This is a genomic window from Nostoc sp. XA010 (assembly GCF_020829625.1).
Lineage (GTDB): Bacteria > Cyanobacteriota > Cyanobacteriia > Cyanobacteriales > Nostocaceae > Nostoc.
Genome location: NZ_JAIVFX010000015.1, coordinates 136,745 through 161,967, shown reverse-complemented (window position 1 = coordinate 161,967; position 25,223 = coordinate 136,745). Strand labels below are relative to the sequence as shown.

At 42.3% G+C, this 25,223-nt stretch carries 22 protein-coding genes; 12 read left to right on the top strand and 10 right to left on the bottom strand.

What is annotated here, in order from left to right:
* Positions 1 to 22 precede the first annotated feature (22 nt).
* The 6 genes from LC608_RS21625 to LC608_RS21600 all read left to right on the top strand — a co-directional run bounded on the left by LC608_RS21625 (position 23) and on the right by LC608_RS21600 (position 5,046).
* A complete protein-coding gene (locus LC608_RS21625; RefSeq protein WP_229555467.1) occupies positions 23 to 850 on the top strand; it encodes a hypothetical protein in 828 nt (275 codons plus the stop codon).
* A 116-nt stretch (positions 851 to 966) separates the two neighbouring features.
* A complete protein-coding gene (locus LC608_RS21620) occupies positions 967 to 1,671 on the top strand; it encodes a hypothetical protein (protein ID WP_229555466.1) in 705 nt (234 codons plus the stop codon).
* Complete coding sequence (locus LC608_RS21615; protein WP_229555465.1) at positions 1,668 to 3,257, top strand: TrbI/VirB10 family protein; 1,590 nt, start codon at positions 1,668 to 1,670, stop codon at positions 3,255 to 3,257. Before LC608_RS21620 ends, LC608_RS21615 begins: the two co-directional genes overlap by 4 nt.
* Positions 3,258 to 3,381: 124 nt before the next feature.
* Positions 3,382 to 3,954 (top strand): hypothetical protein, encoded by a 573-nt coding sequence (locus LC608_RS21610; RefSeq protein ID WP_229555464.1) that lies wholly within the window; start codon positions 3,382 to 3,384, stop codon positions 3,952 to 3,954.
* A 531-nt stretch (positions 3,955 to 4,485) separates the two neighbouring features.
* Positions 4,486 to 4,725: a hypothetical protein gene (locus LC608_RS21605; RefSeq protein ID WP_229555463.1), complete on the top strand. Its 240-nt coding sequence runs from the start codon at positions 4,486 to 4,488 to the stop codon at positions 4,723 to 4,725.
* A 63-nt stretch (positions 4,726 to 4,788) separates the two neighbouring features.
* On the top strand, positions 4,789 to 5,046 hold the full coding sequence (locus tag LC608_RS21600; protein WP_229555462.1) for a hypothetical protein: 258 nt from the start codon (positions 4,789 to 4,791) through the stop codon (positions 5,044 to 5,046).
* A 2-nt stretch (positions 5,047 to 5,048) separates the two neighbouring features.
* Here the strand turns inward: LC608_RS21600 and LC608_RS21595 are convergent, their stop codons facing one another.
* The 6 genes from LC608_RS21595 to LC608_RS21570 form a co-directional block, all read right to left on the bottom strand.
* The gene (locus tag LC608_RS21595; RefSeq protein WP_229555461.1) at positions 5,049 to 6,788 is read right to left on the bottom strand and encodes an ABC transporter ATP-binding protein; all 1,740 of its coding nucleotides are present in this window, start codon (positions 6,786 to 6,788) and stop codon (positions 5,049 to 5,051) included.
* 150 nt (positions 6,789 to 6,938) lie between these two features.
* Complete coding sequence (locus LC608_RS21590) at positions 6,939 to 8,156, bottom strand: lipid-A-disaccharide synthase-related protein (protein ID WP_229555460.1); 1,218 nt, start codon at positions 8,154 to 8,156, stop codon at positions 6,939 to 6,941.
* Positions 8,157 to 8,660: 504 nt separating this feature from the next.
* Positions 8,661 to 9,338 carry a glycerol-3-phosphate 1-O-acyltransferase PlsY gene (gene plsY / locus LC608_RS21585; RefSeq protein WP_229555459.1) on the bottom strand — a complete coding sequence of 226 codons (678 nt, stop codon included), beginning with the start codon at positions 9,336 to 9,338 and terminating at the stop codon, positions 8,661 to 8,663.
* Between the two features lie 128 nt (positions 9,339 to 9,466).
* Entirely contained in the window at positions 9,467 to 10,750 is a 1,284-nt protein-coding gene (locus tag LC608_RS21580) for a DUF3086 domain-containing protein (protein WP_229555458.1), read from the bottom strand.
* 137 nt (positions 10,751 to 10,887) lie between these two features.
* Positions 10,888 to 11,274, bottom strand: coding sequence for a DUF3119 family protein (locus tag LC608_RS21575; RefSeq protein ID WP_229555457.1), 387 nt, complete (start codon positions 11,272 to 11,274; stop codon positions 10,888 to 10,890).
* A gap of 140 nt (positions 11,275 to 11,414) precedes the next feature.
* Positions 11,415 to 12,209: an MlaE family lipid ABC transporter permease subunit gene (locus LC608_RS21570; RefSeq protein WP_229555456.1), complete on the bottom strand. Its 795-nt coding sequence runs from the start codon at positions 12,207 to 12,209 to the stop codon at positions 11,415 to 11,417.
* A 505-nt stretch (positions 12,210 to 12,714) separates the two neighbouring features.
* Here LC608_RS21570 and LC608_RS21565 point away from each other — a divergent pair.
* From LC608_RS21565 to LC608_RS21550, 4 genes are all read left to right on the top strand, one after another.
* Complete coding sequence (locus LC608_RS21565) at positions 12,715 to 13,011, top strand: hypothetical protein (protein ID WP_229555455.1); 297 nt, start codon at positions 12,715 to 12,717, stop codon at positions 13,009 to 13,011.
* 538 nt (positions 13,012 to 13,549) lie between these two features.
* Positions 13,550 to 14,371, top strand: coding sequence for a signal peptide peptidase SppA (gene sppA / locus LC608_RS21560; RefSeq protein ID WP_229555454.1), 822 nt, complete (start codon positions 13,550 to 13,552; stop codon positions 14,369 to 14,371).
* Positions 14,372 to 14,479: 108 nt separating this feature from the next.
* Complete coding sequence (gene aroH, locus LC608_RS21555) at positions 14,480 to 14,881, top strand: chorismate mutase (protein WP_229555453.1); 402 nt, start codon at positions 14,480 to 14,482, stop codon at positions 14,879 to 14,881.
* A gap of 172 nt (positions 14,882 to 15,053) precedes the next feature.
* On the top strand, positions 15,054 to 15,605 hold the full coding sequence (locus tag LC608_RS21550; RefSeq protein ID WP_229555452.1) for an opioid growth factor receptor-related protein: 552 nt from the start codon (positions 15,054 to 15,056) through the stop codon (positions 15,603 to 15,605).
* A gap of 142 nt (positions 15,606 to 15,747) precedes the next feature.
* Here the strand turns inward: LC608_RS21550 and crtR are convergent, their stop codons facing one another.
* The gene (crtR, locus tag LC608_RS21545; protein WP_229555451.1) at positions 15,748 to 16,638 is read right to left on the bottom strand and encodes a beta-carotene hydroxylase; all 891 of its coding nucleotides are present in this window, start codon (positions 16,636 to 16,638) and stop codon (positions 15,748 to 15,750) included.
* Positions 16,639 to 17,020: 382 nt separating this feature from the next.
* Between crtR and pyk the strand changes: the two genes are divergently transcribed.
* Entirely contained in the window at positions 17,021 to 18,790 is a 1,770-nt protein-coding gene (gene pyk / locus LC608_RS21540; RefSeq protein ID WP_229555450.1) for a pyruvate kinase, read from the top strand.
* Positions 18,791 to 18,891: 101 nt separating this feature from the next.
* Here pyk and LC608_RS21535 read toward each other — a convergent pair whose 3' ends face one another.
* Both LC608_RS21535 and LC608_RS21530 read right to left on the bottom strand, forming a co-directional pair.
* Entirely contained in the window at positions 18,892 to 20,673 is a 1,782-nt protein-coding gene (locus tag LC608_RS21535) for a M61 family metallopeptidase (RefSeq protein ID WP_229555449.1), read from the bottom strand.
* Between the two features lie 82 nt (positions 20,674 to 20,755).
* Positions 20,756 to 22,402 carry a cellulase family glycosylhydrolase gene (locus tag LC608_RS21530; RefSeq protein ID WP_229555448.1) on the bottom strand — a complete coding sequence of 549 codons (1,647 nt, stop codon included), beginning with the start codon at positions 22,400 to 22,402 and terminating at the stop codon, positions 20,756 to 20,758.
* A 574-nt stretch (positions 22,403 to 22,976) separates the two neighbouring features.
* Here LC608_RS21530 and LC608_RS21525 point away from each other — a divergent pair.
* Positions 22,977 to 23,771, top strand: a complete 795-nt coding sequence (locus tag LC608_RS21525; RefSeq protein WP_229555447.1) for a hypothetical protein — start codon at positions 22,977 to 22,979, stop codon at positions 23,769 to 23,771.
* 349 nt (positions 23,772 to 24,120) lie between these two features.
* Here LC608_RS21525 and LC608_RS21520 read toward each other — a convergent pair whose 3' ends face one another.
* Positions 24,121 to 24,915, bottom strand: coding sequence for a hypothetical protein (locus LC608_RS21520; protein ID WP_229555446.1), 795 nt, complete (start codon positions 24,913 to 24,915; stop codon positions 24,121 to 24,123).
* Between the last annotated feature and the right edge of the window lie 308 nt (positions 24,916 to 25,223).

The following is a 25,223-nucleotide window of genomic DNA, read 5'->3' as shown; positions in this document are numbered from 1 at the left end:
GCAAAAAGGAGAAGATGAGTAAATGGTGCGTTTACTAGAAAAAAGACAAAGAACGACGGCAAGTGTTTTGACAATTTTTGCGATCGCAACCTTCAGTTTACATATATTAGTTTTATTTTTATTCTTATTACAAGGGCTAAATATTCGCCAACTAAGTCTGAGAAAAGCTCCCAACTTTGTGCAATTAATAGACGGTAAACCAGTAGCTAATATTGATGATTTAGCAAGAGAACCAGAAGCAATTCGCCAATTCATCAGCAAAACGATGATATCAATGTTTAGCTGGTCTGGAACCTTACCAGTACAAAATATTGAAGAAGTTGCAAACCCCAAGCCAGATTTAGGAGTTCTTATTCAAACACCTCAAGGGGGTAGCCAAAAAGTTAGTACCAGCAGTTGGATAGCTAGTTTTGCCTTATCTGAAGACTTTCGCAAAGGTTTCTTAAGCACAGTTGCAGAAATGACACCGGCAGAAGTTTTTTCTGAAAATCCCAGCCTAGCTATGACATCACAATTAGTTATTAAGCGGGTTTATCCGCCAAGACAAATTGCACCAGGTAAGTGGCGAGTGGGTATGGTAGCCGATTTAATTCAAAAAAACCGAGTTGGTGGTGCAAGACTCATAACTCCTTTTAACAAAGATTTACTTGTACGTGCAGCAGATTATTTTGGTAATCCCCAAGGCGACAATGGCACAGACTTGCAAAAAGCAATTTATAGTGTCCGCGCAGATAGATTAGAAATTTATGAAGTTCGTAACTTATGTTTGCTAGATGGCAACAACAACCTTAACAATGATAAATTTACCCAATGCGACCCTGGACAAACATCTGATAGCTTTATTAGATGAGTAGGGAGTGGGGAGTGGGGAGTAGGGAATCAGCCTTTTCGAGTTGAGAGCTTTTTTAAAAAATCAAATAAGACCTATAGATTTCTAATTCACTAATTCAATTTATATAAATATTAATGCAATTACTCAAACCAGAAAATAGAAAAAATAACCCATTGCCACTGTTAGCAGTAGGAACATTTGGGTTACATGTGTTTACTTTGCTTTTACTACTATTTCACGGGTCTATGTTACAACAATTAGGCCGGCAACTCACACCTCAAAGTTTAGTGCAACTTGTTGATGGTCGCACTATAACCGTAAACCCCCAACCAAATTTAGAGCGACAACCAGAGGCTATTCGGCGGTTTGTGGGTGAAACTATGAGCTTAATGCTTACCTCATCAGAACAACAGCCGCCAACGCAAGTTTGGGAAATTACTTCCCAACTAGTAGCTGATAATTTTAAAGAAAAACTTAAGTCAGAAATCACCAATTTAAATCCAGATAGCCAATTTGAAAATGTTAATAGAGGATCAGAGAATGTATTAGTAATTCAAAAAATTTCTCAACCTACAGAAATAGGTAATGGACAGTGGAAAGTGGAGATGTTTGCTAATCAACTAGTATTTAGCGGTTATGATAGGTTGGGAAAATCAACTTCGTTTAATAAACAAATTTTAGTTAGAGCAATAGATGAACCCGCAACTTCCCTACCAAATGCAGGACTACCATTGCAGTTCGCAGCTTACCGCCTTGGTGAAGCCAGACTAGAAATTTATAATGTATGTGATATCAAAGATAAAAATTGTTCTGGAAATCCTAACCAAGCTTTACCATGACTAAATACTCAATCCCTGCGGAAACACCCCCTCAAAATGGATTTACTCTAAACACCGACGCTCACCAACAAGATGTAGAATCTTTTGATTGGGAATCGCGGATGTCAAGGTTAGTCGGCTTTGAAGAAGAATCTTCTCCCGATACCCAAGGAGCAGAAGACTCTGCAACGCCGCAAGAGTCGCTTTATCAACCACAAGATGTTCAGACAAAGCAACCGCTCTCATCTAATCCCTTTGCAAAGTTAGGCTTGGTAGGGGCTGCTACCTTAGCGATCGTTTTGGTGGGTGGTGTGTTTTTGTCCCAGCTAATGCCTGGCACTGAGAAGCCAAAAACTATTGTTGCTCCACAAGTGCCTGAGCAGCCAACTGATGAATCTACCTCTCAACAACTAGCGGGCGAAGTAGATACTCTGAAAACGAAATTAGCCCTGACTGAACAAGCAGAGATGGTAAAAGCTGCCCAACAACAGCTCAGAACTGCCAAATCAGCGTCTACAGTAGCTTTACAACAACCGTCAGTTTCTTCCAGAGGTACACAGAGAATGATCCCAACACCCCCACCAACAGCTTATGTGCCTCAGAGAGTGACAGTTGAGCGCATCGTTAGAGTACCTGCATCTCAACCTGTGCGATCGCCCCAACTACCAGTTGTGAAGCCAAACCCTCAACCCGTAGTTAATATAACTCCACCATCTCCACCAAGCCCATTGCAAGAGTGGAAAAGGTTAGCAAAGTTAGGTAGCTACGGTCAAGTAGATGCTACGAATCAATCTAATAACATTGCAGCTGCTTCTGAATCTGCAAACAATCCGCAGCCGCAGCAAGAACAGACACCACCACCCGAAACTCCTGCTCCTGAGGTGAGTCAAGCGCAACCCGTGGGACAGAAATCCTTAGCAATAGGAACTAGTGCTAAAGCTGTGTTAGCAACAGCGATATTTGGAGAAACTACTACTAGATCAGGCGGTGGTGATGAAGCAGGCCCAGCGAAAAACGTATTCGTGATCAAATCGCAAGAAGCACTAAAATCTAAGGATGGTACTACTGTCATACCTGCAAACACCGAGTTCCTAGCTGAAATTAGTTCCATTAACGAACAAGGTCTTATGCAGATGAGCGTAACTAAACTTATCTCGCAAAATAATGGCAACCCTACCGAACAAAGCTTACCCAGCAATGCAATTATTATTCGCGGTAGCCAAGGTAAACCTTTAATGGCAAATAAATATCCCGGTCAAAGTTCGTCCATAGCATCAATGGATGCAGGACTATTCGTTTTGGGAGGTATTGGTAAAGCAGCAGAGTTAATAAATCGCCCTGATACCACACTCGTGTCCTTACCCACCACCACCACTACCACTAATACCGACGGCAGCACCACCCCCGTCACTACTTCTACTACTGGTACTATCACTGAGAACAGGCGCGACCTTGCAGCTGCGGTTCTGGAAGGTGGTATGAACTCTGTAGTACCCCAAATTGCCCAACGTAATCAACAGGCGATCGCTCAAATGGCACAACCAACTAATGTTTGGTTTATGAAAGCCGGCACAAAAGTTGAACTATACGTTAATCAACCAATCTAGTTTTATAAGGTAGGATTTATACCAATTTTAGATTTTTGATTGGGTAATGGTAATTGGTAATTAGTTTTCTTTCTATCTTTCCCATATTCTCTTGTTCTATCTACCAATCTTTCCATTTGCAACCATGAAAAGTAATCCTAACTTGTCAGGAAATACCCCAGGTAATTCTTATTTCCTACCTATAGCTTCCTTAATTTTCTCGGTTGCTATGTTCTTGTTGGTAGGCCGCGCTGTTGCTAATAACGCTGTTCTGCGTTCCATATTTTCCTGTCAAGCACAGGGTTTAGGGGGAGCAATACCTACAATCGACGTTTGGTATCAACAAGGAACAAACTTAAGCTTTATTCAGGCTGGAGAAGTAATTAAAAAAGTTTGGTTAAACGATCCATCACAGGTAACTATAGACTTTGATGGGCCAGTATGTATGCAGTTTGGTCAAGACGCTAATAGTAGTGGAGGAGATTGTAAAAACTCCTCAGCGAATGTAATTCAACTCAGACGAATTCAAAAATTAAATATTCCTGGGCTTCCTCCCACTAGCAATACACTTTTAACAGTTGTTACCGAAGGACAAGGTAGAAATAGGTTATATACTTTTCGAGTGATATATAAAACAGATAACCCGGAATATCACACTTTAGCAGTTTTTGCCGATCCTTCTGGTCAGGAAGGAGCTTGTGCTAGAGTTTCACAATAAATTTCTCGCAAAAGTACCCGACAGCGAAGACAACTGAAGTTTCCCTCCACAAAAAGCGCTGAAGCCTACCTATGTCTGCATTGTGGCTTTTCAAAATGCTTGCTCTAATTCCTTCCTTATTTATAAAAACGCAGGGAATTAGAGCAATACGTTTGGGATAGCCTCAAAAACCATAAATTGCGTGGGTTGGGTTCTAGCTTGCTTCCCCTATAGTTATAAGGTGAAACCCAACTAAATCAATGAAAATGTTGGATTACCCTGCAAGAAGCCCCTTTGGGTCTACGTTCCTTAATCCAAGCGTATTGGGTTAGAGACAATCTAACTCTTTGGGCAGTTTTCTTTCTTTATAGAGCAAGGTTACGCTAAGGCTTAAGCACTACTGTAATTCAATCAATTGAAAAAGGCTATAACTCAACTGATTAACTGACTCAGCCATTTTCAGCCTATATGTTGATAAATCTTCAGATAAAAGCTAACTACAAATTCAAAATCTGTGTAAATATAAAGAAAAGCTTAAGAGGTTACAGACTCATGGTCACTGCCAAAATGATGCAACAGCTTTGGGCTGTAATTGAGTCTACCCAGGTCAGCACCCTGCTCCAGTTTGACGATGCTGCTTTAGTACAAGTGCTTCTCCAGCAGTTAAAAGCGAAGCAGGCTATTGATCCTCAGGTAGATAGCAGCCTTAATACTTATATAAAATCTAAACTGCCCCTCATTCGTGATACGGCTGAAGGCCGAGTATCCTTTGGACAAGGCAGCAATCATTAGTACTATAAATCAAATCATTGCTCACTGCCAAGCATACGCTCAGAGTTCAAACAGTTGAATATTATGAATAACTGGCTAGTAATTGCCCTAGTAGCTTATCTAATTGGAGCAGCGATTGAAGGGGTGACTACAGCCAGTCAGCTATCTCATTTAGTGCCAGAATTAGCTAAAAACACACAAGCTCACCCTTCAGATTCTGCCACTGAATCTAGTTCCATTTGGCGAGTTGTGGCTGCGATCGCCTCAGTAACTATATGTGGAGCTTTTTTATGGCCTTGCCGCCTTTTGCACCGTTTAATTAAAAGCAAGGTTAATTCGTAAGCTTAATCCTCATCTGTAGAGTAAAACTGTTGGGCATAAAAACGGGCATAGCGTCCTTCCTGAGACAGGAGGGAGGTGTGAGTACCAGCTTCAACCAAATGTCCATGTTCTAGTACGAGAATGCAGTTAGCCCTACGAACGCTGCTCAAGCGATGGGCGATAACAAACACGGTACGGTTTTGCATCACTCGCTTGATCGCTTCTTGAACTAGTGCTTCTGACTCCGAATCTAAGGCAGAAGTAGCTTCATCCAGAATGAGAATTCGAGGATCGTTGACGATCGCTCTGGCGATCGCTAATCTTTGGCGTTGTCCTCCAGATAGGTTAACTCCGCGCTCGCCAACCCAGCTATGATAACCTTGGGAAAACTGGGTGATGAACGAGTGAGCGTTGGCAATCTTTGCTGCTTCCTCAATTGCTGGCAAATTTAATTCTTCTTGACCATAACCAATATTTTCAGCGATCGTTCCCGAAAAAAGCGTAATATCTTGGGGAACAATGCCAATTTGATGGCGCAAACTTGTGAGTGTGACATCGCGGATATCAATATCATCAATTAGAATTTGACCCGCCTGGGGATCATAAAAACGAAGTAAAAGGTTAATTAAAGTCGATTTGCCCGCCCCAGAAGAACCAACCAAGGCAATGACACTACCAGGAGAAGCGTGCAGACAAAGATCCTTGAGCACTGGCTCGTCGGGATTGTAAGCGAAATTGACATGACGATACTCTACCTTGCCAGCAATTCGTGGCAGTTCCTTAGCATTCGGTTTTTCAATTAAACTAGGCTGCTCCGCCATCAATTCAAAGATGCGTTCGACAGAAGCTTCGGTCTGTTTGTACTCGTTGTAATTGCTAATCATCATGTCGATTGGCTGAATCAGTAAAGCCACAGCAGCTAAGAAACTGATAAACCCTTGAGTGGTCAGTTGCCCCTGAGAAATCTGCCATCCTCCTAATAAAAACAGCAGTATAATACTAACTGCTTCCAAAAAACCGACAACGGGAAACTGAATGGATTTGAGTTGTAGAGCGCGATACTTAGCTTGGCGATTGATTTCTGCTTCTTGATTGAATCGCTTGACCTCATACCCTTGTGCTGCAAAAGCCTGCACAACGCGAATCCCGCTAAATACTTCAGTTAGCATCGCCGACAAATTGGAAACTTGATTTTGGCTCTGGCGAGATAGCACGAGTAATCGCTGACCAAATTGCCCGATCAACCAAGCCATTAAAGGAGCCAAAATCAAACCCGCAAGAGTGAGCGGCCAATTCAGGTAGAGCATGTAAATGGGAATTGCAATTAACTGCAACAAATTGGAAAGAAACTGATGGGATAACTTATCCACAATCTCGCCTACGCGATCGATATCTTCCGTCAGGCGATAAGTCAGGTCTCCCGTCTGTGTAGTTTCAAAGTAATCTAATCCGAGTTTGTGCAGGTGAGCATAAACGCGCTTACGCAAGTTTAAAACCATGTTCAGAGTAGCAGCAATCATAAAGACATTCTGCCCGTATTGACAAAACCCCCGAACCAAAAATACCAAAGTGGCTATTCCGAGCCAGTAGGCAATCTGGTTAACATTTCCCTGACCAAGATAAAAAGCGACCTGACCTGCTAAATAGGGCACTGCTAGGGTGAATAACACAAATCCCAAGATACAAGCTAATCCCTGAATTAACAGCGGCCATTGGGGCCACAGATAAGGCAACAGTTGCCAGTAACTAGAGCGGACTTTCATAGGTAAGTAAGAATTCAGGAGTCAGGAGTCAAAATTCAGGAGTCAGGAGTCAGGAGTCAAAATTCAGGAGTCAGAATTGAAGTCCATTACGGCGTTAGCCTACCACACCATGTTACCCAACCGTGCTGAATCCTGATTTCTGAGGTAATTCTACTCAGTTTCTCCTAGAGAGTTTAGTAGAAAGCGGGCAATTCTCTCAGATGCGCCGGGTGGGCCAAATCGCTCAGGGCCATTTTCTTTGCACTTGGCGAGGTAGTCTGAATCTTGTAAAGTTTCAACTACTCGTTTAGCTGCTTGCTTGAGAATCTCAGGGGTTGCTGGCTTAGTGCCGATGGTTTGGGCAGAAATGCCCAACAGCCGCGTTTGCGCTTCTGCAAATTGATAGGTAAATTGAGGACCCTCTCCGGGAATCTGGATGATAGGTTTCCCGATTGCTACAGCTTGCTCCACTGCCAACCCTGCCATACCAATGACGAGAGTAGAGTAAGATAAGATGTCACTGAAGGCATCTGAATAGCATCTCACTTCTACAAGCGGTGATTCCTGAGCAGAACTTCCTGGAGCAGAATAGGTGAGTATGCCTTGATTGAGTTGCCAACCTTGACTTTTGGCAATGTCGTCTAATTGCGCCATCAAACTCGGCATCAAGGCTGCACGAAACTGTAATCCTGACTCAGGCATCACCTTGGCGATTTCTACTACCAGTTGCAACTGCAAACAAAAATTTCGCGCGGCTTCAGGCATCCGCGATCCTGGTAAGAGTGCGATCGCTCTCTCCTCCGGTTTCAGGTGCAAGTCTTTGCCAGTAGGGACGAGCCTATCTAAAGCCGGAATGCCAGCCAACAGAGCTTTAGTTAAACCTTGCCGTTGGAGATCATAAGCCGTATGGGAATCCTTGGTGAAAACTGCCAGACATCGAGAAGAATTAAGATCGTGCCACAGCAGTGGATTGAGACGCAATCGCCCTTCATAGAGGGCAGAAAGACAAGAGATAAACGAGACGAAAGGACGCTTTGTTAAGTAAGCAAATGTCTGGGAGACAAAATCCCCAGTAGCCATAATCAAATCGCAGTTGGGAGCATACTGCAATACCGCTTGTAATTGTCGCCACGTTAACCCAACCAATCCCGATTGAAAATCTTTGAGCAAATAGAGGCGCTTCATATAAAAGAATCCTCCAGAAGGCATCGTTTGTGTGGGGCCAATAATGGGAATGTCCAAGCTGCGGTAAGCTTTTCCTTCCCCTACAATCGGCATTGCTGCCATCTCCAGAGAGGGACACAATTGGCGCAGGGTCTGAATAACATGAGAGGTGTGGTTGTCCTCTCCGTGGCCGTTACTGATAAACAAGATTCGCTTAGAAGACATCTTGGGGTTTTGGATTGGACTAAAATGCTTAGTAAGATTTTTTACTTACATCGGGTAAGTAGGTTAAGAAAGTAAAAGAAACTGAGGTAGTTATCTGTCAACCAGAAAGAATGGTTGAGGATGAAATGCAGATGAATGTAGACGGGAGTATTTTGAAAAAATCCGTTAGCAGATCGCTACTATCGAAAGCCGTTTGGCAATTCTAAGGTTGTTTCAGGCTTTTCTAAAATTATCCTGCGATGCCTACGGCGGTAAACTACGCAAATAGACGCAGTGCGTCGTGCTTTATTACAGGTAGATTACAAAGATTATTCCGTGTATCCGATCAAACTTTTTAATATACAACTAAATACTGGAGAAACTGTTGGGTTAGATGGCAAAGTCCTCAAAGGTTTATATAAGATTGAATCTTGCTGTTTAGTCTAATACTCAAAAGATGATACCACGCTCACTCAAAGGCTTGCTGTGGGCATCGCTTGGGGCAAGGTATGTAGCAAAAACTCATTATGTAGTTTGTTCTGGTGTCGGTACATTTTGCCCAATTTTTGGTTCTGTTCCCGCAAGCAGCCGTTCAATATTAGGACGATGGCGCAAAATTACATATAATCCACCAGCAATTCCAAACAGAATATATGGTAGTGGTTGATGCAAAATTACCATGAAAATGGAAACAGCGATCGCACCTGCAATTGAACTCAAAGAGACAATCCGCGATATCGCCACCACAATGGCAAACACAACTGCTGTTGCTAAACCTATCTGCCAACTCATAGCCAACAAAATTCCCAAGCTGATAGCAACCGATTTACCACCAGTAAAGCCCAAAAAAATTGATTTACTATGTCCCAGGATGGCAGCTAACCCAGCTATTGTTATTAACCACGGTTGCCACACTTGTGCATCTACCGTTGGGGGGATATAATTTTGAATCGGGTTAAAATTGAATAACCAATAGACTAGAGCGATCGCTAATACTCCCTTTAAAGCATCAAGTACTAAAACGAATGCTCCTGGCCCTTTGCCTAAGGTTCTTAGTACATTAGTTGCTCCAGTCGAACCTGAACCAACTTGCCGAATATCAATACCTTTTAACTGCTTCACAGCAATGTACCCAGTGGGAAAAGAACCCAATAGGTAAGCTATAACGACAATTGCCCCGCACAGAGTTAACCAAATAGCCATAATAAAATTCAAAATGACGCTCTCTACGAGACGCTGCGCGAACGAAGACTCGCTAACGCTGCGCTAACAAAATTCAAAAAAGTCAAGAGTAATACCTCTTGACCAATGACTAATGACTAATGACTCATTTAAAAGTCATCATCATAGTTTCTCACGGTTTTAGGGTCAGGAGCAAAAGCTAACCACAAAGGAAATTGCAGCAATGACAGACTAATTTGCTCCTCTGAATCATCAATGATAATTAAGGGCAATTGATTGGCTTTCGTCAATCGGTCTGCTTTCTGAGCCAGAGCATCAGACGCTTCAAATAATACCACGCCCCGGTCTGGGCCAAAATCTGGGCGACCGATTCCTAGACAGTCTTGCAAGCCGCGCCGCCATTCACCCAATCGCTCTGGTGTATTAGCTAAAACTAAAGTACGGACGCGATCGCCATACAGCTTGTGTAATATCGAAATTGTAGCTGAGGCAATCAAAATATTTTGTAAGCGGCTACCCATTGTCCGCAAACCACCCCGTCCCCCTTGGGTAAAAAACCAGTTAGAAACTCGTTCTGCGTGGATTGGTTCAAAGGTACGGCGTAATTGCCAGGCTGGCCCATAGTAATCTGGTTTATTGCGGTATTGGTCAATTAGGCGGCGAATTTGCTTAGTAGTATCTTGAAACTGCTGTTGGGCAAATTGCGGTATTCCAGGTTGGGTTTCAACTGTTTTAGCCTCTTTTTCTTTTACAGATGGTTTTTCTCGTTCCACTACCCTTGGCGTCAGTTGCAACTGCTCGGCAGCAACGGCCAAATCCTGTAAGCTACCAGTGAGATAGTCTTTAAAACCCTGCACCCGAATAGCCAAGTCTTGGGATGTACCAGCAAAAGTGGTTCGCATCTCGTTGCGGATACGTTCTTGACGGCGTTCTAGTTGTTCTACAGAAATTTGCAGGGTTTGTTTGCGTTGTTCTAGCTGCACCAACGACTCTTGCACAAGTCGTCCCAGCGATGTCTGAGTTTCACCCACTTGTGCCTGAAGATTTTTGTAAAAAGCTTGCAGCTCGGCTATTTCTTCCTTGAGAGCAGCTTCAGCGCTCTGCAACTCTGCAACTCGCTGCTCTGCTTCTGCATATAATGAATGGTTTTCTGATCCCAGTGCGGTATTTTCCGGTTCCGATTGTGCTACAAACTCGCCATTTGAATTTTCTGTTAGCTCTACTGTAGAATCTACCACTTCAGAATCTACCACTTCTGCATTAGAGATGAGTGGCTCAAAAGTTGTGTAGTTATCTGATGAGCTAATGGCTCCTGTTTCTCCCACTGACTCAACAGATTGATTGAGTGGATGTTCAACTGCATTGTTCGGTTCTTGTTTTTCTGCCAACCGCTCATCAATTGGTTCTGGGGTTTGAGATGCCTCTGAGTTCATAAACAATAGTGTAATTCCTATGACGCGAATAAATAGCTTTCAGAAATATTACAATTGACCTACCATAAAAGTCCTGAGTTATGAGTGCTGAGTTATGAGTCTAGATCGAAACGACTCAGCACAGATGGAACTCAGGACTAAATACGCGGACAACGTTGTTCTAAGCAAGTTTTCAAGGTATTGGGATCAAATAAAATCGGCAAAAAGTGAATACTTTTAATTTCTTTAAAGTAAAACAGAATCGGGACTCCATTCCAGAATATCCGCCAGTTTTGCCATTCCTGGTAGGGAAAGCGCCGAATTAATTTTTCGCCTCTGTAAATATCTAAGTCTGTGGCGGTAAATTGCAAACGCAGCGTTAACGCCTGAAACATGAGAAACAAACCAAACAGTGTAAAAATAGAGCCTACCCACGGTTGTACCAACAGTAGTGGAATAGCGGTAATCACCAACACTATAGGTATATTGTAACTAGGCTTGAGTTCCACAGTAGATGTGGAGTTAGGAGCAAATGAACTGTTCACAGTCTTAAATCCTGCTTTATTTACTGGGTATCTCTCTCCTATTTATTTTAGGAGTCAAGAGTGAGGAGTTAGAAGTTAAGAGTTAGGAGTGAGGAGTTTTAACTTATAACTCATAACTCCTCACTCCTCACTCCTGACTTTTACAGCCCTATGAATGCACTGCCAGTCCCCTGAAACATTAACCAAGAAAGAAAAAAGTTGCTAACGAATATAATTAGCAAGGCAGTCACAACAGCAGTTGTGGTTGACTGTCCTACACCTTTGGCTCCTCCTGTTGTCGTCAACCCCCAACTGCAACCAATTACGGCGATTAAAATGCCAAAACAACAGGCCTTAATCATGGCGCTAATAATATCCCAGATACCAAGAAAGTTACGGGCTGAGTCTAGGAATGCCGTATCAGAAAGGTTGTAGAGATTTGTCGCAATTATCAATCCTCCGAACATCCCTGTTACCAAAGACAGGAGGGTTAAAATTGGCAGCATTAAACAGCAAGCAATAACGCGGGGGATAACCAGGTAATCGATTGGATCTGTTTTTAACATCAACATGGCATCGATTTGTTCTGTGACTCGCATAGTACCTATTTCGGCTGCAAAGGCAGAACCAACTCGCCCTGCCAAAACCACTGCTGTCAACACGGGAGCGAGTTCTCGTGTCAACGCGACAGAAAGTACTCCGCCGATAATGTTTCCTGCGCCAAAGTTGATAAATTCCCGCGCCACCTGAATGGTAAACACTGCGCCGACGAAAATAGCCGTCAATAGCGCAATAAATAAGGAATCTGGCCCAACTGCTGCCATTTGTTGCAAGGTGTTGCGCCGATGAATTTTGCCCCTCAATAGGTGAACTAGTACTTGTCCACCCAGAAAAATCGCCGCCAGCAGCCGCTGACTCCATTCTCCTAAACTAGATTTGGATGTAGTCTGGTTCAATGTTCTGTAGCTAACTCGGTGACTGCCTTAAGAATAGCGGAAGTCATTGGGATAGGGAATGGGGAGTGGGGAAAGAGGAGGAAGAAGGCACAGGGCAGAAGTTCTTTGATTTTGTTAGCGAGTCCGCGTTCGCTTTTAGCGTCTCGTAGAGAACGTCATTTTTAATTTTGAATTGATTTCTCCCCCTGCCTCCCCCACTCCCCAGTCTCCACAGCGCTAAATATTAACTTTGATTAAAGATGCTTTCAGAAAATGAAGCTGTTATTAAAGGTGTTGCAAACCACTAAATAGGGCTAACTTTAGCTATAAACTTGATTGTGTAAGGGTTTTGTAGATTCAAATCATTTTTGAGATACCCAGCATGTGCTGTAGCTGGTAGCCGTTTATTTTAATGAAAACTTAAGATTTTTGACAGATTGGTTGGTCAGGTGCGATCGCACGTATTGTAGAAAATGACGAACTGCTATCTAGCTCTTGTCATCTCTACTCACGGAGTTTGTCTTAAATGGCTATTTTCACTAACTTTCTCCGCTCTCTACTGCTGACGATCATTTTTAGTTTTGTCGCTCCCATGTTACTTGTTGGCGGCGGATTGTTCCTTTTACCCCTCATTGGTTACTTCCCTGGCTTACAAGAGTTAACTGAGGTGATCGTTACTCAGATTATGCATTTTCTCGCTACCTTTGGCAGTGGAAGTCCCCTACGTGGATTATTTGTGATTAGTTTGACCTGTAGTTTCGTCGGCGCACTGTTTGATATGTACGTTTACTATCGGTGTCAAATTTTACGAATTGATTCATAAGTAGAAATAGCTTCGTAAGATGCTCATGGGCTGTACAGAATAGGGAAAAGTCATATTCCCTAAAGTGAAAGTACTACTGGTTTTTACCTAAATAGCGATTAGTGTTGCTCAATGAATTTTATTAATTAAATTGAGTGCTGGAATTATTGATTAAATATTTATTATTCATTAGTTATTAGTTATTAATTACTGACAACTAATACAGGTGCGCGACCCCAGTAAAACAATCCTTAAAAAGCTAAAAACCAAGAATACCTAGGGTTGTAGGATTTTAATTCTGCAAAACAGCTAAAATAGTTTGTGCTAAATCATCATGCTGGACGCTAGACTAGAGTTTGGCGTTTTGTGTTATCTGCAATCTTTAAGGACTTGATTAGTATCCATTGAGAATATCAAATAAAACTCACTGCAAAATATAAAAATTTCCTTAAAATACTGATGATCACAATGCCTGCTCATGTTTCTTAACAGAGCAAAAGAGGTCGTCTGACCTTTGGGCATCTTATATTGAGTTTATTACGAGGTATGTTGACAGCTCATGATTTGGCCGTTTAAGCCCAAGTTTAGAAAACAAATTGCGCGGATTGAAATTACTGGTGCGATCGCCGGTGCTACTCGCAAACGCGTCCTAGAAGCCTTAAAAACTGTAGAAGAAAAAAAGTTTCCGGCATTATTGCTCCGTATCGATAGCCCTGGCGGTACAGTCGGAGATTCCCAAGAAATCTACAGCGCTCTAAAGCGTCTGCGCGAAAAAATCAAAATCGTCGCTAGCTTTGGCAATATTTCGGCTTCTGGAGGAGTCTATATCGGCATGGGAGCCGAACACATCGTCGCTAACCCAGGTACGATTACGGGTAGTATTGGTGTGATTTTGCGTGGAAATAACTTGGAACGCTTGCTAGAAAAAATTGGTGTTTCCTTCCAGGTAATTAAGTCTGGCCCTTACAAAGACATATTGTCTTTTGATCGGCAACTGACTCAACCAGAAGAAAATATCCTGCAAGAGTTGATTGACACAAGTTATCAGCAGTTTGTCCAAACGGTAGCTGATGGCCGTTCTTTAACAGTAGAAGCTGTGAAAAGTTTCGCCGATGGCCGGATTTTTACTGGACAGCAAGCGCTAGAGTTGGGTGTTGTAGATCGCCTGGGCACAGAAGAAGATGCCCGTCGCTGGACAGCCGAACTGGTCGGACTTGATCCAGAAAAAACTCTCTGCTATACCCTAGAAGAACGTAAACCCTTATTGAGTCGCGTTCTACCAGGGAGTCGTCAGTTTTCATCAGGAATTCGATCTGGAATTGATTGGCTCGAATTTGAAATGTCTACTAGTGGTTTACCCTTGTGGTTATATCGACCCTAATATTGAGTTAGGAGTGAGAAGTTAGAAGTTAAAACTCTCAATTTCTCACTCTTAACTCCTAATTCTTAACTTTTTTGTTTTAAGGAGGATTTGGGCGTGGAGTGGCAAATGCGGGCTATTCGCGGAGCAACAACCGTTTCAGAAAATACCGTTGAGGCAATGCGAGAGGTAGTGACAGAACTTCTAGATGAACTAGAAAACCGGAATCAATTCCAGCCGAGGGACATGATTAGTGTAACTTTCTCAGTAACACGCGATTTGGATGCTATTTTTCCAGCTGCGATCGCTAGAGCGCGTCCTGGTTGGGATAATGTGGCCATGTTGGATGTGCAACAAATGCACGTCGAAGGTAGCTTACAGCGCTGCATTCGGTTCTTAATCCACGCTTATCTGCCAGCCTCCGCCTCGGTTCATCATATTTATTTACGCAACGCCGCTAGCTTGCGTCCCGACTGGAGTTTGCCCCAGTCTTTACAAACATCACAGCCAGTAGTTAAGTCAAAAGTGTAAAACACTTAAATAAAATATATGTAACAAGCAGCATAAAAATACAATTCTGTACTATGTATCTGCTAAACCTGCTGCTGGTCGGAGAATATTACTAATTTTTTAAGTGATTTGAGGTCATTGGTGAGACGATCGCGCCCAAAATCAGGATGTTGAGTTGTAAAGGTAGTTTGCAATGAATCATCAAAAACAACTCAGTGCAATGCTTGTTCCATTCTACTTAGGGGAGCAACAAGATTCAGAAGGTCGGACAATTCAAGAGATATGGATTTGGAATTTTGAAGAATTGGAGTGCGTCCACAATTACATTCAGTGGTTGTTCCCTTTGCCTGAGCGAAGTGCATTCAATCCTGATTCACCCATCGTGGATGAGAAAATAATTCAAGTATTTCAAAGGAACCCCCACCTACGTCAAAATTTGCTGCGTTCCTTCACAGTTATGCTTAAATTTTATGGGTTGCAACGCCACGAGAGTAATGACGGAAAAGTAGTTGTCAGCCAGTCAGAAGACTATCTGAATCGTAAAGGCGAATGGGTCTGTATATTTAACCACAATTATCTTCGGATCACCCGTATCTTAAAGTGTTTAATAACTTTTGGATTGGAGAATGAAGCCCAAGCATTTTATGAATGCTTGCGGCAAATCTACCGTGAGGATAGCGAAGAGATTGGAAGTGAAACATTTCAGTATTGGACAATTGCAGTCAAACCGAATCCGACAATGTAACAATATTGATACTGTTGAGCGATCGAACTCAGTTGACTGTGAAGGCTAGCCTTGATCATGATGTACTTTTGTCAAATTCCCAGTGCTAGCCATTGGTCGGCGTAGGTGCAGCCCGCCGTAAGCATCGCTTCATACAATAAATCTATTCTTTTTGATGATGAAATCGAATTCCTAAAAAGATGTCATAAACAAACTCAAAAAAGTCCTTTTTCTGCAACAATCCTGAAGTTTGATAACATCCTTTTTCATCTAATAGGGGCTTCATCACATAGTATGTAGGCTGATAATTATACCAAGGAATAGAAGGCCACAAATGATGAATTAAGTGGTAATTCTGTCCCATAATTAGAATATTGAGAACTTGGTTCGGGTAGACGCGAGCATTTTTCCAGCGATCGCGCTCCGCAAAAGGACGATGGGGCAAATAGTCAAAAAACAATCCCAGTGCTATCCCCACCACAAAAGCTGGTATAAACCAAAAATTCAGAATGTAACCCAAAAAGTGGTATTGCACTGATATATAAACGATTACACCGACAATTAAGCGGCTGATGAACCATTCCAATAGCTCATATTTCCGCCACAGTCGTCGTTGAAAGAAAAACACTTCGTGATATAAAAACCGCACCGCAATCAGCCATAGTGGGCCACCCGTAGAGACATAATGATCTGGGTCGTCTTCGGGATGATTGACATGTCCATGATGCTGTAAATGTACCCGCGTAAATACTGGAAAAGCAAAAGCTAGCATCAATGCACTACCATGCCCTAACATTGCATTCATCACCCGGTTGCGATGGGCGGATTGGTGACAGGCATCATGAATTACCGTCCCAGCACAATGTAAGGCAATCGTATTAACGCTAAAACACAGCCAATGCGGCCATTCCCAAAGCCAATAACCAAAGTTAGATAACACCAGCATCGTCACAGCTACGGAAAAAAGCATTAGCGTGGGATTAAAATCACCAGGAGGCGCTAAAAATTCCTTTGGTGGGATTGTCAGTGGCTTTTGTGCCTCCGATGTAATCATTTCTAAAATTGACTCCTTCTTTACCAAACATTACAAATATTACGATCAAGATTAGGGAATAAAAAACTTTTGCAAAGTTTTGTATAGCAAGATTTATCTACATCTTTGCATATCAGCAGATGAATAACGCTATGATTCCAGACGAGGACTAGTTTTTAGTGAATAAGTGGGGTATGACAATCGGCAAGAAGTTTATGGGATAAACTCCTTCATGGGGAGGATGGATACAAGATTGATGTACTATATCTAGTCTATCCCACAGCCCCCACTCTCCCATAAACCCTCTCTAACTGCTTATATCTTATTGATATAGCAGTGACTGAAAAGGAGATGACACTTAAGTTACGATGACTTCCCAGATAGCTCCCTAACTTCAGCCCCTATGCAATTAAGAGATTCTCTACGCCGGACAAAAATTGTCGCTACTATTGGCCCCGCCACTAGCAGTCCTGAAATGCTCAAGGCAATTATTGAAGCGGGAGCCACGACGCTGCGGCTAAACTTCTCCCACGGAACTCATGCCGACCATCAGCGTAGTATTCGCTTAATTCGGCAAACCGCTTTTGAATTAAATCAGCCAGTGGCTATTCTCCAAGACTTGCAGGGCCCAAAAATTCGCTTGGGGAAGTTTGACAACGGGTCTATAGTTTTGGCAAAAGGCGATCGCTTCACTTTGACAAATCGTCCAGTTGTCGGCAGCCAGGAAATTAGTTGCGTCACTTACGATTATTTAGCCGAAGAAGTCCCGGTTGGTGCAAAAATTCTCCTCGATGATGGACGAGTAGAAATGGTAGTCGAGGAGATTAACCGAGACAAAGGCGATTTACATTGTCGGATCACTGTACCTGGTAAACTTTCTAACAACAAAGGCGTAAACTTTCCTGGCGTTTACCTGTCAATTAAAGCAATGACCGACAAAGACCGAGAGGATCTGATGTTTGGTCTAGATCAGGGTGTCGATTGGGTGGCACTTTCCTTTGTCCGCAATCCCCAGGACATGATCGAAATTAAAGAATTAATTTCCAGTACAGGCAAGCAAGTGCCAGTGGTTGCCAAAATTGAAAAGCACGAAGCCATTGAACAAATGGAGGCGATTCTGGCTTTGTGTGATGGCGTAATGGTTGCCAGAGGTGACTTAGGGGTGGAATTGCCAGCAGAGGATGTTCCGGTACTCCAAAAGCGGTTAATTGCTACAGCAAATCGCTTGGGGATTCCCATCATCACTGCCACCCAGATGTTAGACAGCATGGTGAGCAATCCCCGTCCCACTCGCGCTGAAGTATCGGATGTGGCTAATGCGATTTTAGACGGCACGGACGCGGTAATGCTCTCCAATGAAACTGCTGTGGGTAGCTTCCCAGTAGAAGCAGTGGCGACGATGGCACGAATTGCCGAGCGGATGGAGCAGGAAGAATCCCAACACTTAAACTTACGTTCTTCGAGAGATGCCCGACGCTCCATTCCCAATGCTATTAGTCAAGCTGTGGGTCAAATTGCCGAACAACTTGGCGCAGCAGCAATCATGACCCTAACGCAAACGGGGGCAACAGCTCGCAATGTCTCTAAGTTTCGTCCTCGTACACCGATTTTGGCAGTGACACCCCATGTAAATGTGGCGCGGCAGCTACAGATGGTGTGGGGAGTCAAACCGTTGTTGGTGCTAGGATTACCTTCCACTGGTCAGACATTTCAAGCTGCGATTAACGTGGCTCAAGAACTTCAGTTACTGTCCCAGGGAGATTTAGTAGTGATGACCGCTGGCACACTCCAGGGTATTTCTGGCTCTACAGATTTGATTAAGGTAGAGGTGGTGACGGCAGTACTAGGTCACGGAATTGGACTAGGACAAGGTTCAGTAAGTGGTCGTGCACGGGTCGCTAATACTGGTATGGATGTGAGTAACTTTAATCCTGGAGACATATTGGTTGCACCCCGCACTAGTGCCGATTTTGTGGAAGCAATTCGGAAAGCTGCGGGCATTATTACCGAAGAAGAAAGTCTTACAAGTCACGCAGCAGTAATTGGGTTGCGTCTCGGTGTGCCAGTGATTGTCGGCGTGAAGCAGGCAACACAGGCGATTCGGGATGGAGCCATTATAACCCTAGATCTGCAACGGGGTTTGATTTACTCTGGGGCGGTGAGAACAGCTTAGAAGTAGGGAAGGAGCAGGGGAGCAGGGGCACGGGACAAGGGGTAAGGGGGAGAAGAATTACCCAATGCCCAATGCCCAATGCCCCATGCCCAATCCCTTTATCAAACAGTTGCGATCGCTACTCCAAGCCATCCAGCAAAGTTTTGCTGTTGTGTGGAGCTAGGATGCTCAACAGGCTTTACCTGATACCGAGTGGGATGTGGTGAAGCGAGGATAATGGAATAAGTACGGAGTTCGTCTTGGTGGAAAACTGCGACTTCAATTTTATCTTTTGGTTGGTAATCTTTCAGGCGATCGCTTAAGGCACCCGCAGTTACCTTAATCCCATCAATTGCTAACAACTCATCACCTGCATCGATTCCTCCTACTTGTGCAGGTGAACCAGTCTCCACAAACTTAACGATCTCCCGCCCATTCTCTGTATTTATTCTCACGCCCAAGTAAGCTTCTTCCTGCTGATCGGCTACCAACTGCAAGCCGAAGGGTTCTAAATACTGATTGAAAGACAAATCATCAGTATTATCAATGTAGCGTTTAAAGAAATCAGTCAAATCAATTCCGGCAACAGATTCGATAACTTCCTGCAACTGTTCTGGGGTATAGCCAATTTCATCTTGCCCAAATTGCTGCCACATTTTCAGCATCACGTCATCGAGGGAGCGCTGATTGTTGTGAGTAGAGCGAATCAGTAAATCCAGCAACAAAGATACCATTTCTCCCTTTAAATAGTAAGAAATTTGGGAATTCCCGCTATTGGCATCCGGGCGATAGAGTTTTATCCAGGCATCAAAACTCGACTCAGAAAGGGGTTGTACCTTGCGCCCCGGTGTCATCTCATATCTTGTAATTTCTTTGCCCAAATTATTCAAATACGATTGAACATCATAAATTCCTGCCCGCAAAGGAATTAACAAGTCATAGTAACTAGTAGTGCCTTCACAAAACCATAATGATGGTGTGTAATTTTCTTGGTCGTAATCAAAAACCTCTAATGCTTTTGGGCGAATTCGCTTGACATTCCACAAGTGAAAGAACTCGTGTGCTACCAATTGGATAAAGCGATTGTACTTATCTTGAGCGCGAAATCCGAAACGCTGATAAATTAAGGAGCAAGAGTCCTTATGCTCCAAACCGCCAAAAGCTTGGCTAAATAAATGTAGTAGAAACACGTATCGTTGATATGGCAAACCGCCGAACATCTGTGCTTCTACCTGAATAATTTTTTGAATATCAGCAATCATCTGCTGGACTTGGAAATTTCCTTGTCCCCAGATTGCCAGTTCATGGGGTTTTCCCAAAACCTCAAAATTATACAATTGGTGGCGACCAATCTCAAAGGGAGTATCAACAAGAGTATCAAAATCACCAGCCAAGAAAGTATTTGTTTCCTCACCAACGGGTGGTAAGGCAGTAGTTACCTGCCATTCCGGGCGTGGTGGTACGATTGTGACGCGAATGGGTTGGTTCTCCCAGCCCGTTATTCTAAAAAATAGTGCTGCACCGTTGAAATAACCGTGGGTAGCATCTAAGTGATTAGTCCTTACCGATAGCTCATTCGCAAAAATGCGGTAACGTACAGTTAGTTCTGAAACACCCTTTTTATCTACCTGCCAGTGATTTTTACTGATCTTCCGCCAAGGTAAAGGCTTACCCTCTGCAAAAGCCTCAAAATCCTGTAAATTCTTGGCATATTCGCGGACTAAATAGGAACCGGGTGTCCACACCGGTAGTTTTAAATCGAGAATCGGCGAGTGGTAATCTACAAGGTGTAAAGTCACCTCAAACAGATGGGTTTCTGGTTGGGGCATTGCCACCAGGTAATGAATCGTTGGTCTGGTTTCCTGGAAGTGGGTATTGGGACGAGTTGCTGTTGCTTCAGTCATTTTGTGTGCTGAGTTAATACTCAATGTTTAATGGGATTGGTGATTTCTCCTATCATGACAAATTGGCCTTTTAACTTTGACTTCAAATCGAGACGGCGCTAATTTGCTGCGCTTGGTAGTCAGAACCAAGTTTGTTGGCACAAAACCCAGTATCGCGTACTTGATTTGGTTCAATTGTTTTTCCCCAGTCCAAAGGAGCCACTACATACTGTATCGCTCCTTGTTGCTTAAAATCTGCGTTCCAAAAGCTATTAATCTTAGCTTGATTCATCTTAAATGCCAGTTGCCAGTTGTTAACTTTGGTATTACCCTGATTTTTAATTTTGAAGCTGACACAAAATCCAGTTTCCCAGTTGGAATTGATCTCAGTAATGACTTTTAGTTGAGCAGTACTAGTAGTAGATGGAGAGACAGAAGGAGTTGGAGTTGGGGAGACAGAAGGAGTTGGAGATGGAGAGACAGAAGGAGTTGGAGTTGGGGAAACAGGAGGATTACTCGGTTGAACTGGTGGTTGAACTTGTACTAGTGGGAGCAATTGGGATAGTAATTGCTGCTTGGGTAGATTAACACTTTGCCAATCATCTAATAAAATTCCCCCTGTATCACTACTATCAGGATTCCAACTCCAGTAAGTAAAGCTCAAGTTATTTTTTTGAATGTATTGCACCAACTCATTTTGCCAAATTCCTTCTTTGGAATTTAAGTCTACTTGCCGTCCCCCAAACTCCCCAATCAAGATGGGAGCAATATTCTGACTAGCGATATAGTTAAATCCTATTTGCCAGCGAGAAATGAGATTCTTAGGAAAGTTAGAAGCAGAAAAGTAGGGCTGATTGTACACCCCAGCGCCGTACTCATGAGGAGAATAGACTAGCTTATTAGAACGAGATAAACGTACTGGATAGCGTTTCACACCTTCTAAATTCCCACCATGCCAATGCTGTGGCAGTTTTTGACCGGGGACATTCTTTTCCACTCCTTCAACAACAATTAGCCAATTAGGATTAACGCCCAGAATCGCATTGCCTGCACGTTCTGCTGCTAGCCGCCAGTCAGTACTTATATTGTTATCACCCCAGCTAGCTTTCCCGTAAGGTTCATTTTTTAAGTCTGCGCCAATAACGTTAGTTTGATTCTTGTATCGGATTGCTAACATTGTCCAAGTATCGATCCAGTCTGCTTCTGTAAAGCCGTCTCCATACCACAACTCTGGAATTTGCTGGTCGTTGAGACGGTGGCTGTCGAGCAGAATTAGCAATCCTTGACGTTCCGCTTCCTGAATCACTAAGTCCATTACTTCCAAGGGTGTTCTACCTTGAAGTTCTTTGTTGCTACCAATTGTATAGTCAATGCCACTTACATTAAGCGATCGCAATGCTGCCACAGAATAAGGTAACCGGATGACGTTATATCCTAAGTTTTTAATCTGTGCCAGCATTTCTTTATAATCTCGTTTCCATAAACCGTGAGGGGCGTGTGTATCAGTTTCCATACCAAACCAATTAACACCTCTGAGCAATACAACCTTGCCTTTGGCATCCACAATGGTTCTACCAATTGTTGAAAGTGGTAGCTCTATTGGCGTCGCAGCCCTAGAAGCATCTAAATGAATACTAACAGGCGTTTTGGTTAAAATAATTACCAAAAATACTATTATACTTAGAAAAAATATCAGTAATTGCTTATGTAATTTCAATGTTCTTGATTTATTTTTATCGACGAATAGCATACTATTATTACTTTTATTGTAGAAGAATATCTAAGCTAAGTACGTAAAAACATAAGCAATAGTTTTTGCCTCCAAAAAAGAATTACCGTATCTTTACTTAAAAAGTATTTTTGTAAAGATGATTTTTAGCCGACGATAAATATTTGTAGTCTGATTACAATGCATTCATATTATAGTTTTCTGTATTACTTAATTAACCTTCCATACGTTTGACCATCTAGTAATATTAGAGCAATATTTAGCTACTATTGTTTCTGTACCCGAAAAACTTGGATAGTGGAAGTCGATAACCCTGAAAACCTTAAATAGCAATGCGTATAAACTTGTATCTAGATTTTGTATTTTCCTTTATGTAATTTTAGATAGTTGCTTAATTTACAAAAAATTTACGCAATTTGCTGAGTTCTTCATGAGTTTTCTATTGAAAATATCTCGGATAGAGAATAATTTAGATACTAAGGCAGTACACATATTGAGTCACCGCAAAAACTCTATACAAGCTAGATGTTATAAGCGGTAATTATATCTGCTGCAATCTACTCATTGTCTTTTATTTGACAAAAGCTTTCTAAATATGACACTTTCTGCACTGCAAAAATTTTTACTACCACCTGTGATCGCTTCTCTAAGTGTATTTTCTTTAATGTCATTTCCCCTTGCGACACTAGGCGATAAACAAATTGCTATCAAATTTCAGGAAGAACCTATTTTTTATGGCAAGCTTAGAGATATTGCTATCCCTTACGTAGTTTTTGCAACAGCACTTAGTATAGGGTCTGGAATTTCAGCACTTGCTTTCTGTGGTTGGCGAAATTCTTCTTCCAAATCAGCGAAAATTCAGCAGGAATTATCTAATTTAGAGCAACACCTACAGCAGAAAGAGACATTGCTAAAAGAATGGCAAGTTTCTGAGCCTCGATTGCAAATTTCTGGATTAAGCGCTTTTTTAGATGACGAGGCACCTTTTGACCAAGCTCTCATCTCAAAAAATGCAGTAACTGCATCTCAACCTATTGGAGCGCAAACCCCGACGCAGATACAGGCACAGCCAGTAAATTCTGTATCAAAGGTTGCAACTCAACAAAATACTACTATCAGAGATATTGCTGCTACTTCTGCGTTTGCATCTGCCCAAACTTTTCTTAGCTATGCTCAAGAAAATCCCAACAATATCAAAGAATTTACTGCTCGTGAAGTAAATAAAACAGCAATTATGCCATCAGAATTTGAAGAGTTGCAAAAACAAATTAAAGAGATGATGCTACAGATGCAAGCAATGCAGGAGAATTTGCAAATAACATCTCAAGCAACAAATACTGAGGTAGAATCCCCAGCTAAATTTCAGATTTACTATAATACTGTCCTTTAAAGTTTACTCAAATCAATGCCCAATGAATTAGTGGTTATTGGGTAATTAATATCTGGATGCCAGCGCTCATATTGAGGCTGGTATTCCAATTTTTATCTACCAAAAAGAGAGCGATGGAAGATTAGAATACCCCGTCCTCAATCAAGTAGGAAGTAGGGTAGGGGTAAATAGAGACAGAAGTATTTATATGGGTTTGATGCCCTTATCCCTCTCCTAAGCAAATACGGTTTATTAGGAGAGGTTTATAGCTTTTCCTAATCAAATGAGGTACATCATAGCCCCTCCTCGCAAGCAAGAAAGGGGTTGAGGTGGGGTTTAGTACCTAATCAACCGAGAACCGCTATAATTCTCACCGGAGAAACTCTGAAGGAGTCAGATAGGCATTCGTTTGCCTATTTTTAATCGGTGGAGGTAAGGTATTTTTAGAAGCTATCGATTGCGGCGGGATTTGATATCGGTTTCCCCAACCACCATTCAAGTCTTCCGGTTGCCGACGAGGTGGTATTGTTTTCCCCGTAGGTATGGGTACTGTTAAAGTTTGGCTAACTTGTAAATATTTTTCACCTTCGTTAGTAAAGCGAATCAACTTACTTTCAAGCTTTTCAAGCTGTTGATTTTCTAAGTTCAACTTTTGAGAGTTTTGATTATCTACCTGTTCCGACTGAGTAGCAGGATCGAAAATAGCTACAAATGTAACGCCACCTTCTGGAAATAGTCGTATCTGTGCTGGATTTTCTTGCCAGACTTCTTGGAAACTACCATCGGGTGAAACTTGCCACAGATTCAGCGCAGCCTCCCATTTTCCCTGTTTCACTTCCACAATTTGACGAGCCAGAATCGAACGGTTAGTATTTGTGTCTGAATTCAGTAAAGCTTCTGTTTGCCCTGATACTGGACGCAAATAACGTACAGCGGACACTGTAATCTTGCTAGATTCAGGCAGATTGGTACTACCGACGATATTGTATATACCTTTACTTGATATAGATTGTACATCTCCGATTTTCATCTCCACCTTTTCTTGTGCTTTTTGAACACAGCCATAACTAGCAGCTAAAAGCATTAGGCAAATACCTGTCTGGAGATTGGTAGGAAATAAAGCTTCTAATTTGGTCAAAATAGTCTTTAAATGAATATTTTCCATGATAAAAGGTAGATTATTTGGTTTATTTCCAAATAGCTCAGGTTTTTACCTATTATGCCCAATTTATTTTTAAAAATAACAAGTTTTATCGACTCTTAATCAATTAGTTGAAAATTGCAAATTTTATTTAATGTAGTGGTTAATACTCATTTCGTTTGCTAAAGTAGCGACATTGAATAACCCAAATATGTAGTTGTTACCCAACTAGGCTGATGAGGCAAACAGTACTCGATTGTTATAAATTTACTTTTCCAAGCCAGTACCACAAGGTTTATCCACTGCTTTGTACTATCGCCGTCTCGATTTGC

What these genes read in the sequence shown, in the direction of transcription:
- LC608_RS21625 (WP_229555467.1), top strand. Translation starts at nt 23, where the DNA reads ATGGTGCGTTTACTAGAAAAAAGACAAAGAACGACGGCAAGTGTTTTG.
- LC608_RS21620 (WP_229555466.1), top strand. Translation starts at nt 967, where the DNA reads ATGCAATTACTCAAACCAGAAAATAGAAAAAATAACCCATTGCCACTG.
- LC608_RS21615 (WP_229555465.1), top strand. Translation starts at nt 1,668, where the DNA reads ATGACTAAATACTCAATCCCTGCGGAAACACCCCCTCAAAATGGATTT.
- LC608_RS21610 (WP_229555464.1), top strand. Translation starts at nt 3,382, where the DNA reads ATGAAAAGTAATCCTAACTTGTCAGGAAATACCCCAGGTAATTCTTAT.
- LC608_RS21605 (WP_229555463.1), top strand. Translation starts at nt 4,486, where the DNA reads ATGGTCACTGCCAAAATGATGCAACAGCTTTGGGCTGTAATTGAGTCT.
- LC608_RS21600 (WP_229555462.1), top strand. Translation starts at nt 4,789, where the DNA reads ATGAATAACTGGCTAGTAATTGCCCTAGTAGCTTATCTAATTGGAGCA.
- LC608_RS21595 (WP_229555461.1), bottom strand. Translation starts at nt 6,788, where the DNA reads ATGAAAGTCCGCTCTAGTTACTGGCAACTGTTGCCTTATCTGTGGCCC.
- LC608_RS21590 (WP_229555460.1), bottom strand. Translation starts at nt 8,156, where the DNA reads ATGTCTTCTAAGCGAATCTTGTTTATCAGTAACGGCCACGGAGAGGAC.
- plsY (WP_229555459.1), bottom strand. Translation starts at nt 9,338, where the DNA reads ATGGCTATTTGGTTAACTCTGTGCGGGGCAATTGTCGTTATAGCTTAC.
- LC608_RS21580 (WP_229555458.1), bottom strand. Translation starts at nt 10,750, where the DNA reads ATGAACTCAGAGGCATCTCAAACCCCAGAACCAATTGATGAGCGGTTG.
- LC608_RS21565 (WP_229555455.1), top strand. Translation starts at nt 12,715, where the DNA reads ATGGCTATTTTCACTAACTTTCTCCGCTCTCTACTGCTGACGATCATT.
- sppA (WP_229555454.1), top strand. Translation starts at nt 13,550, where the DNA reads ATGATTTGGCCGTTTAAGCCCAAGTTTAGAAAACAAATTGCGCGGATT.
- aroH (WP_229555453.1), top strand. Translation starts at nt 14,480, where the DNA reads ATGCGGGCTATTCGCGGAGCAACAACCGTTTCAGAAAATACCGTTGAG.
- LC608_RS21550 (WP_229555452.1), top strand. Translation starts at nt 15,054, where the DNA reads ATGAATCATCAAAAACAACTCAGTGCAATGCTTGTTCCATTCTACTTA.
- crtR (WP_229555451.1), bottom strand. Translation starts at nt 16,638, where the DNA reads ATGATTACATCGGAGGCACAAAAGCCACTGACAATCCCACCAAAGGAA.
- pyk (WP_229555450.1), top strand. Translation starts at nt 17,021, where the DNA reads ATGCAATTAAGAGATTCTCTACGCCGGACAAAAATTGTCGCTACTATT.
- LC608_RS21535 (WP_229555449.1), bottom strand. Translation starts at nt 20,673, where the DNA reads ATGACTGAAGCAACAGCAACTCGTCCCAATACCCACTTCCAGGAAACC.
- LC608_RS21530 (WP_229555448.1), bottom strand. Translation starts at nt 22,402, where the DNA reads ATGCTATTCGTCGATAAAAATAAATCAAGAACATTGAAATTACATAAG.
- LC608_RS21525 (WP_229555447.1), top strand. Translation starts at nt 22,977, where the DNA reads ATGACACTTTCTGCACTGCAAAAATTTTTACTACCACCTGTGATCGCT.
- LC608_RS21520 (WP_229555446.1), bottom strand. Translation starts at nt 24,915, where the DNA reads ATGGAAAATATTCATTTAAAGACTATTTTGACCAAATTAGAAGCTTTA.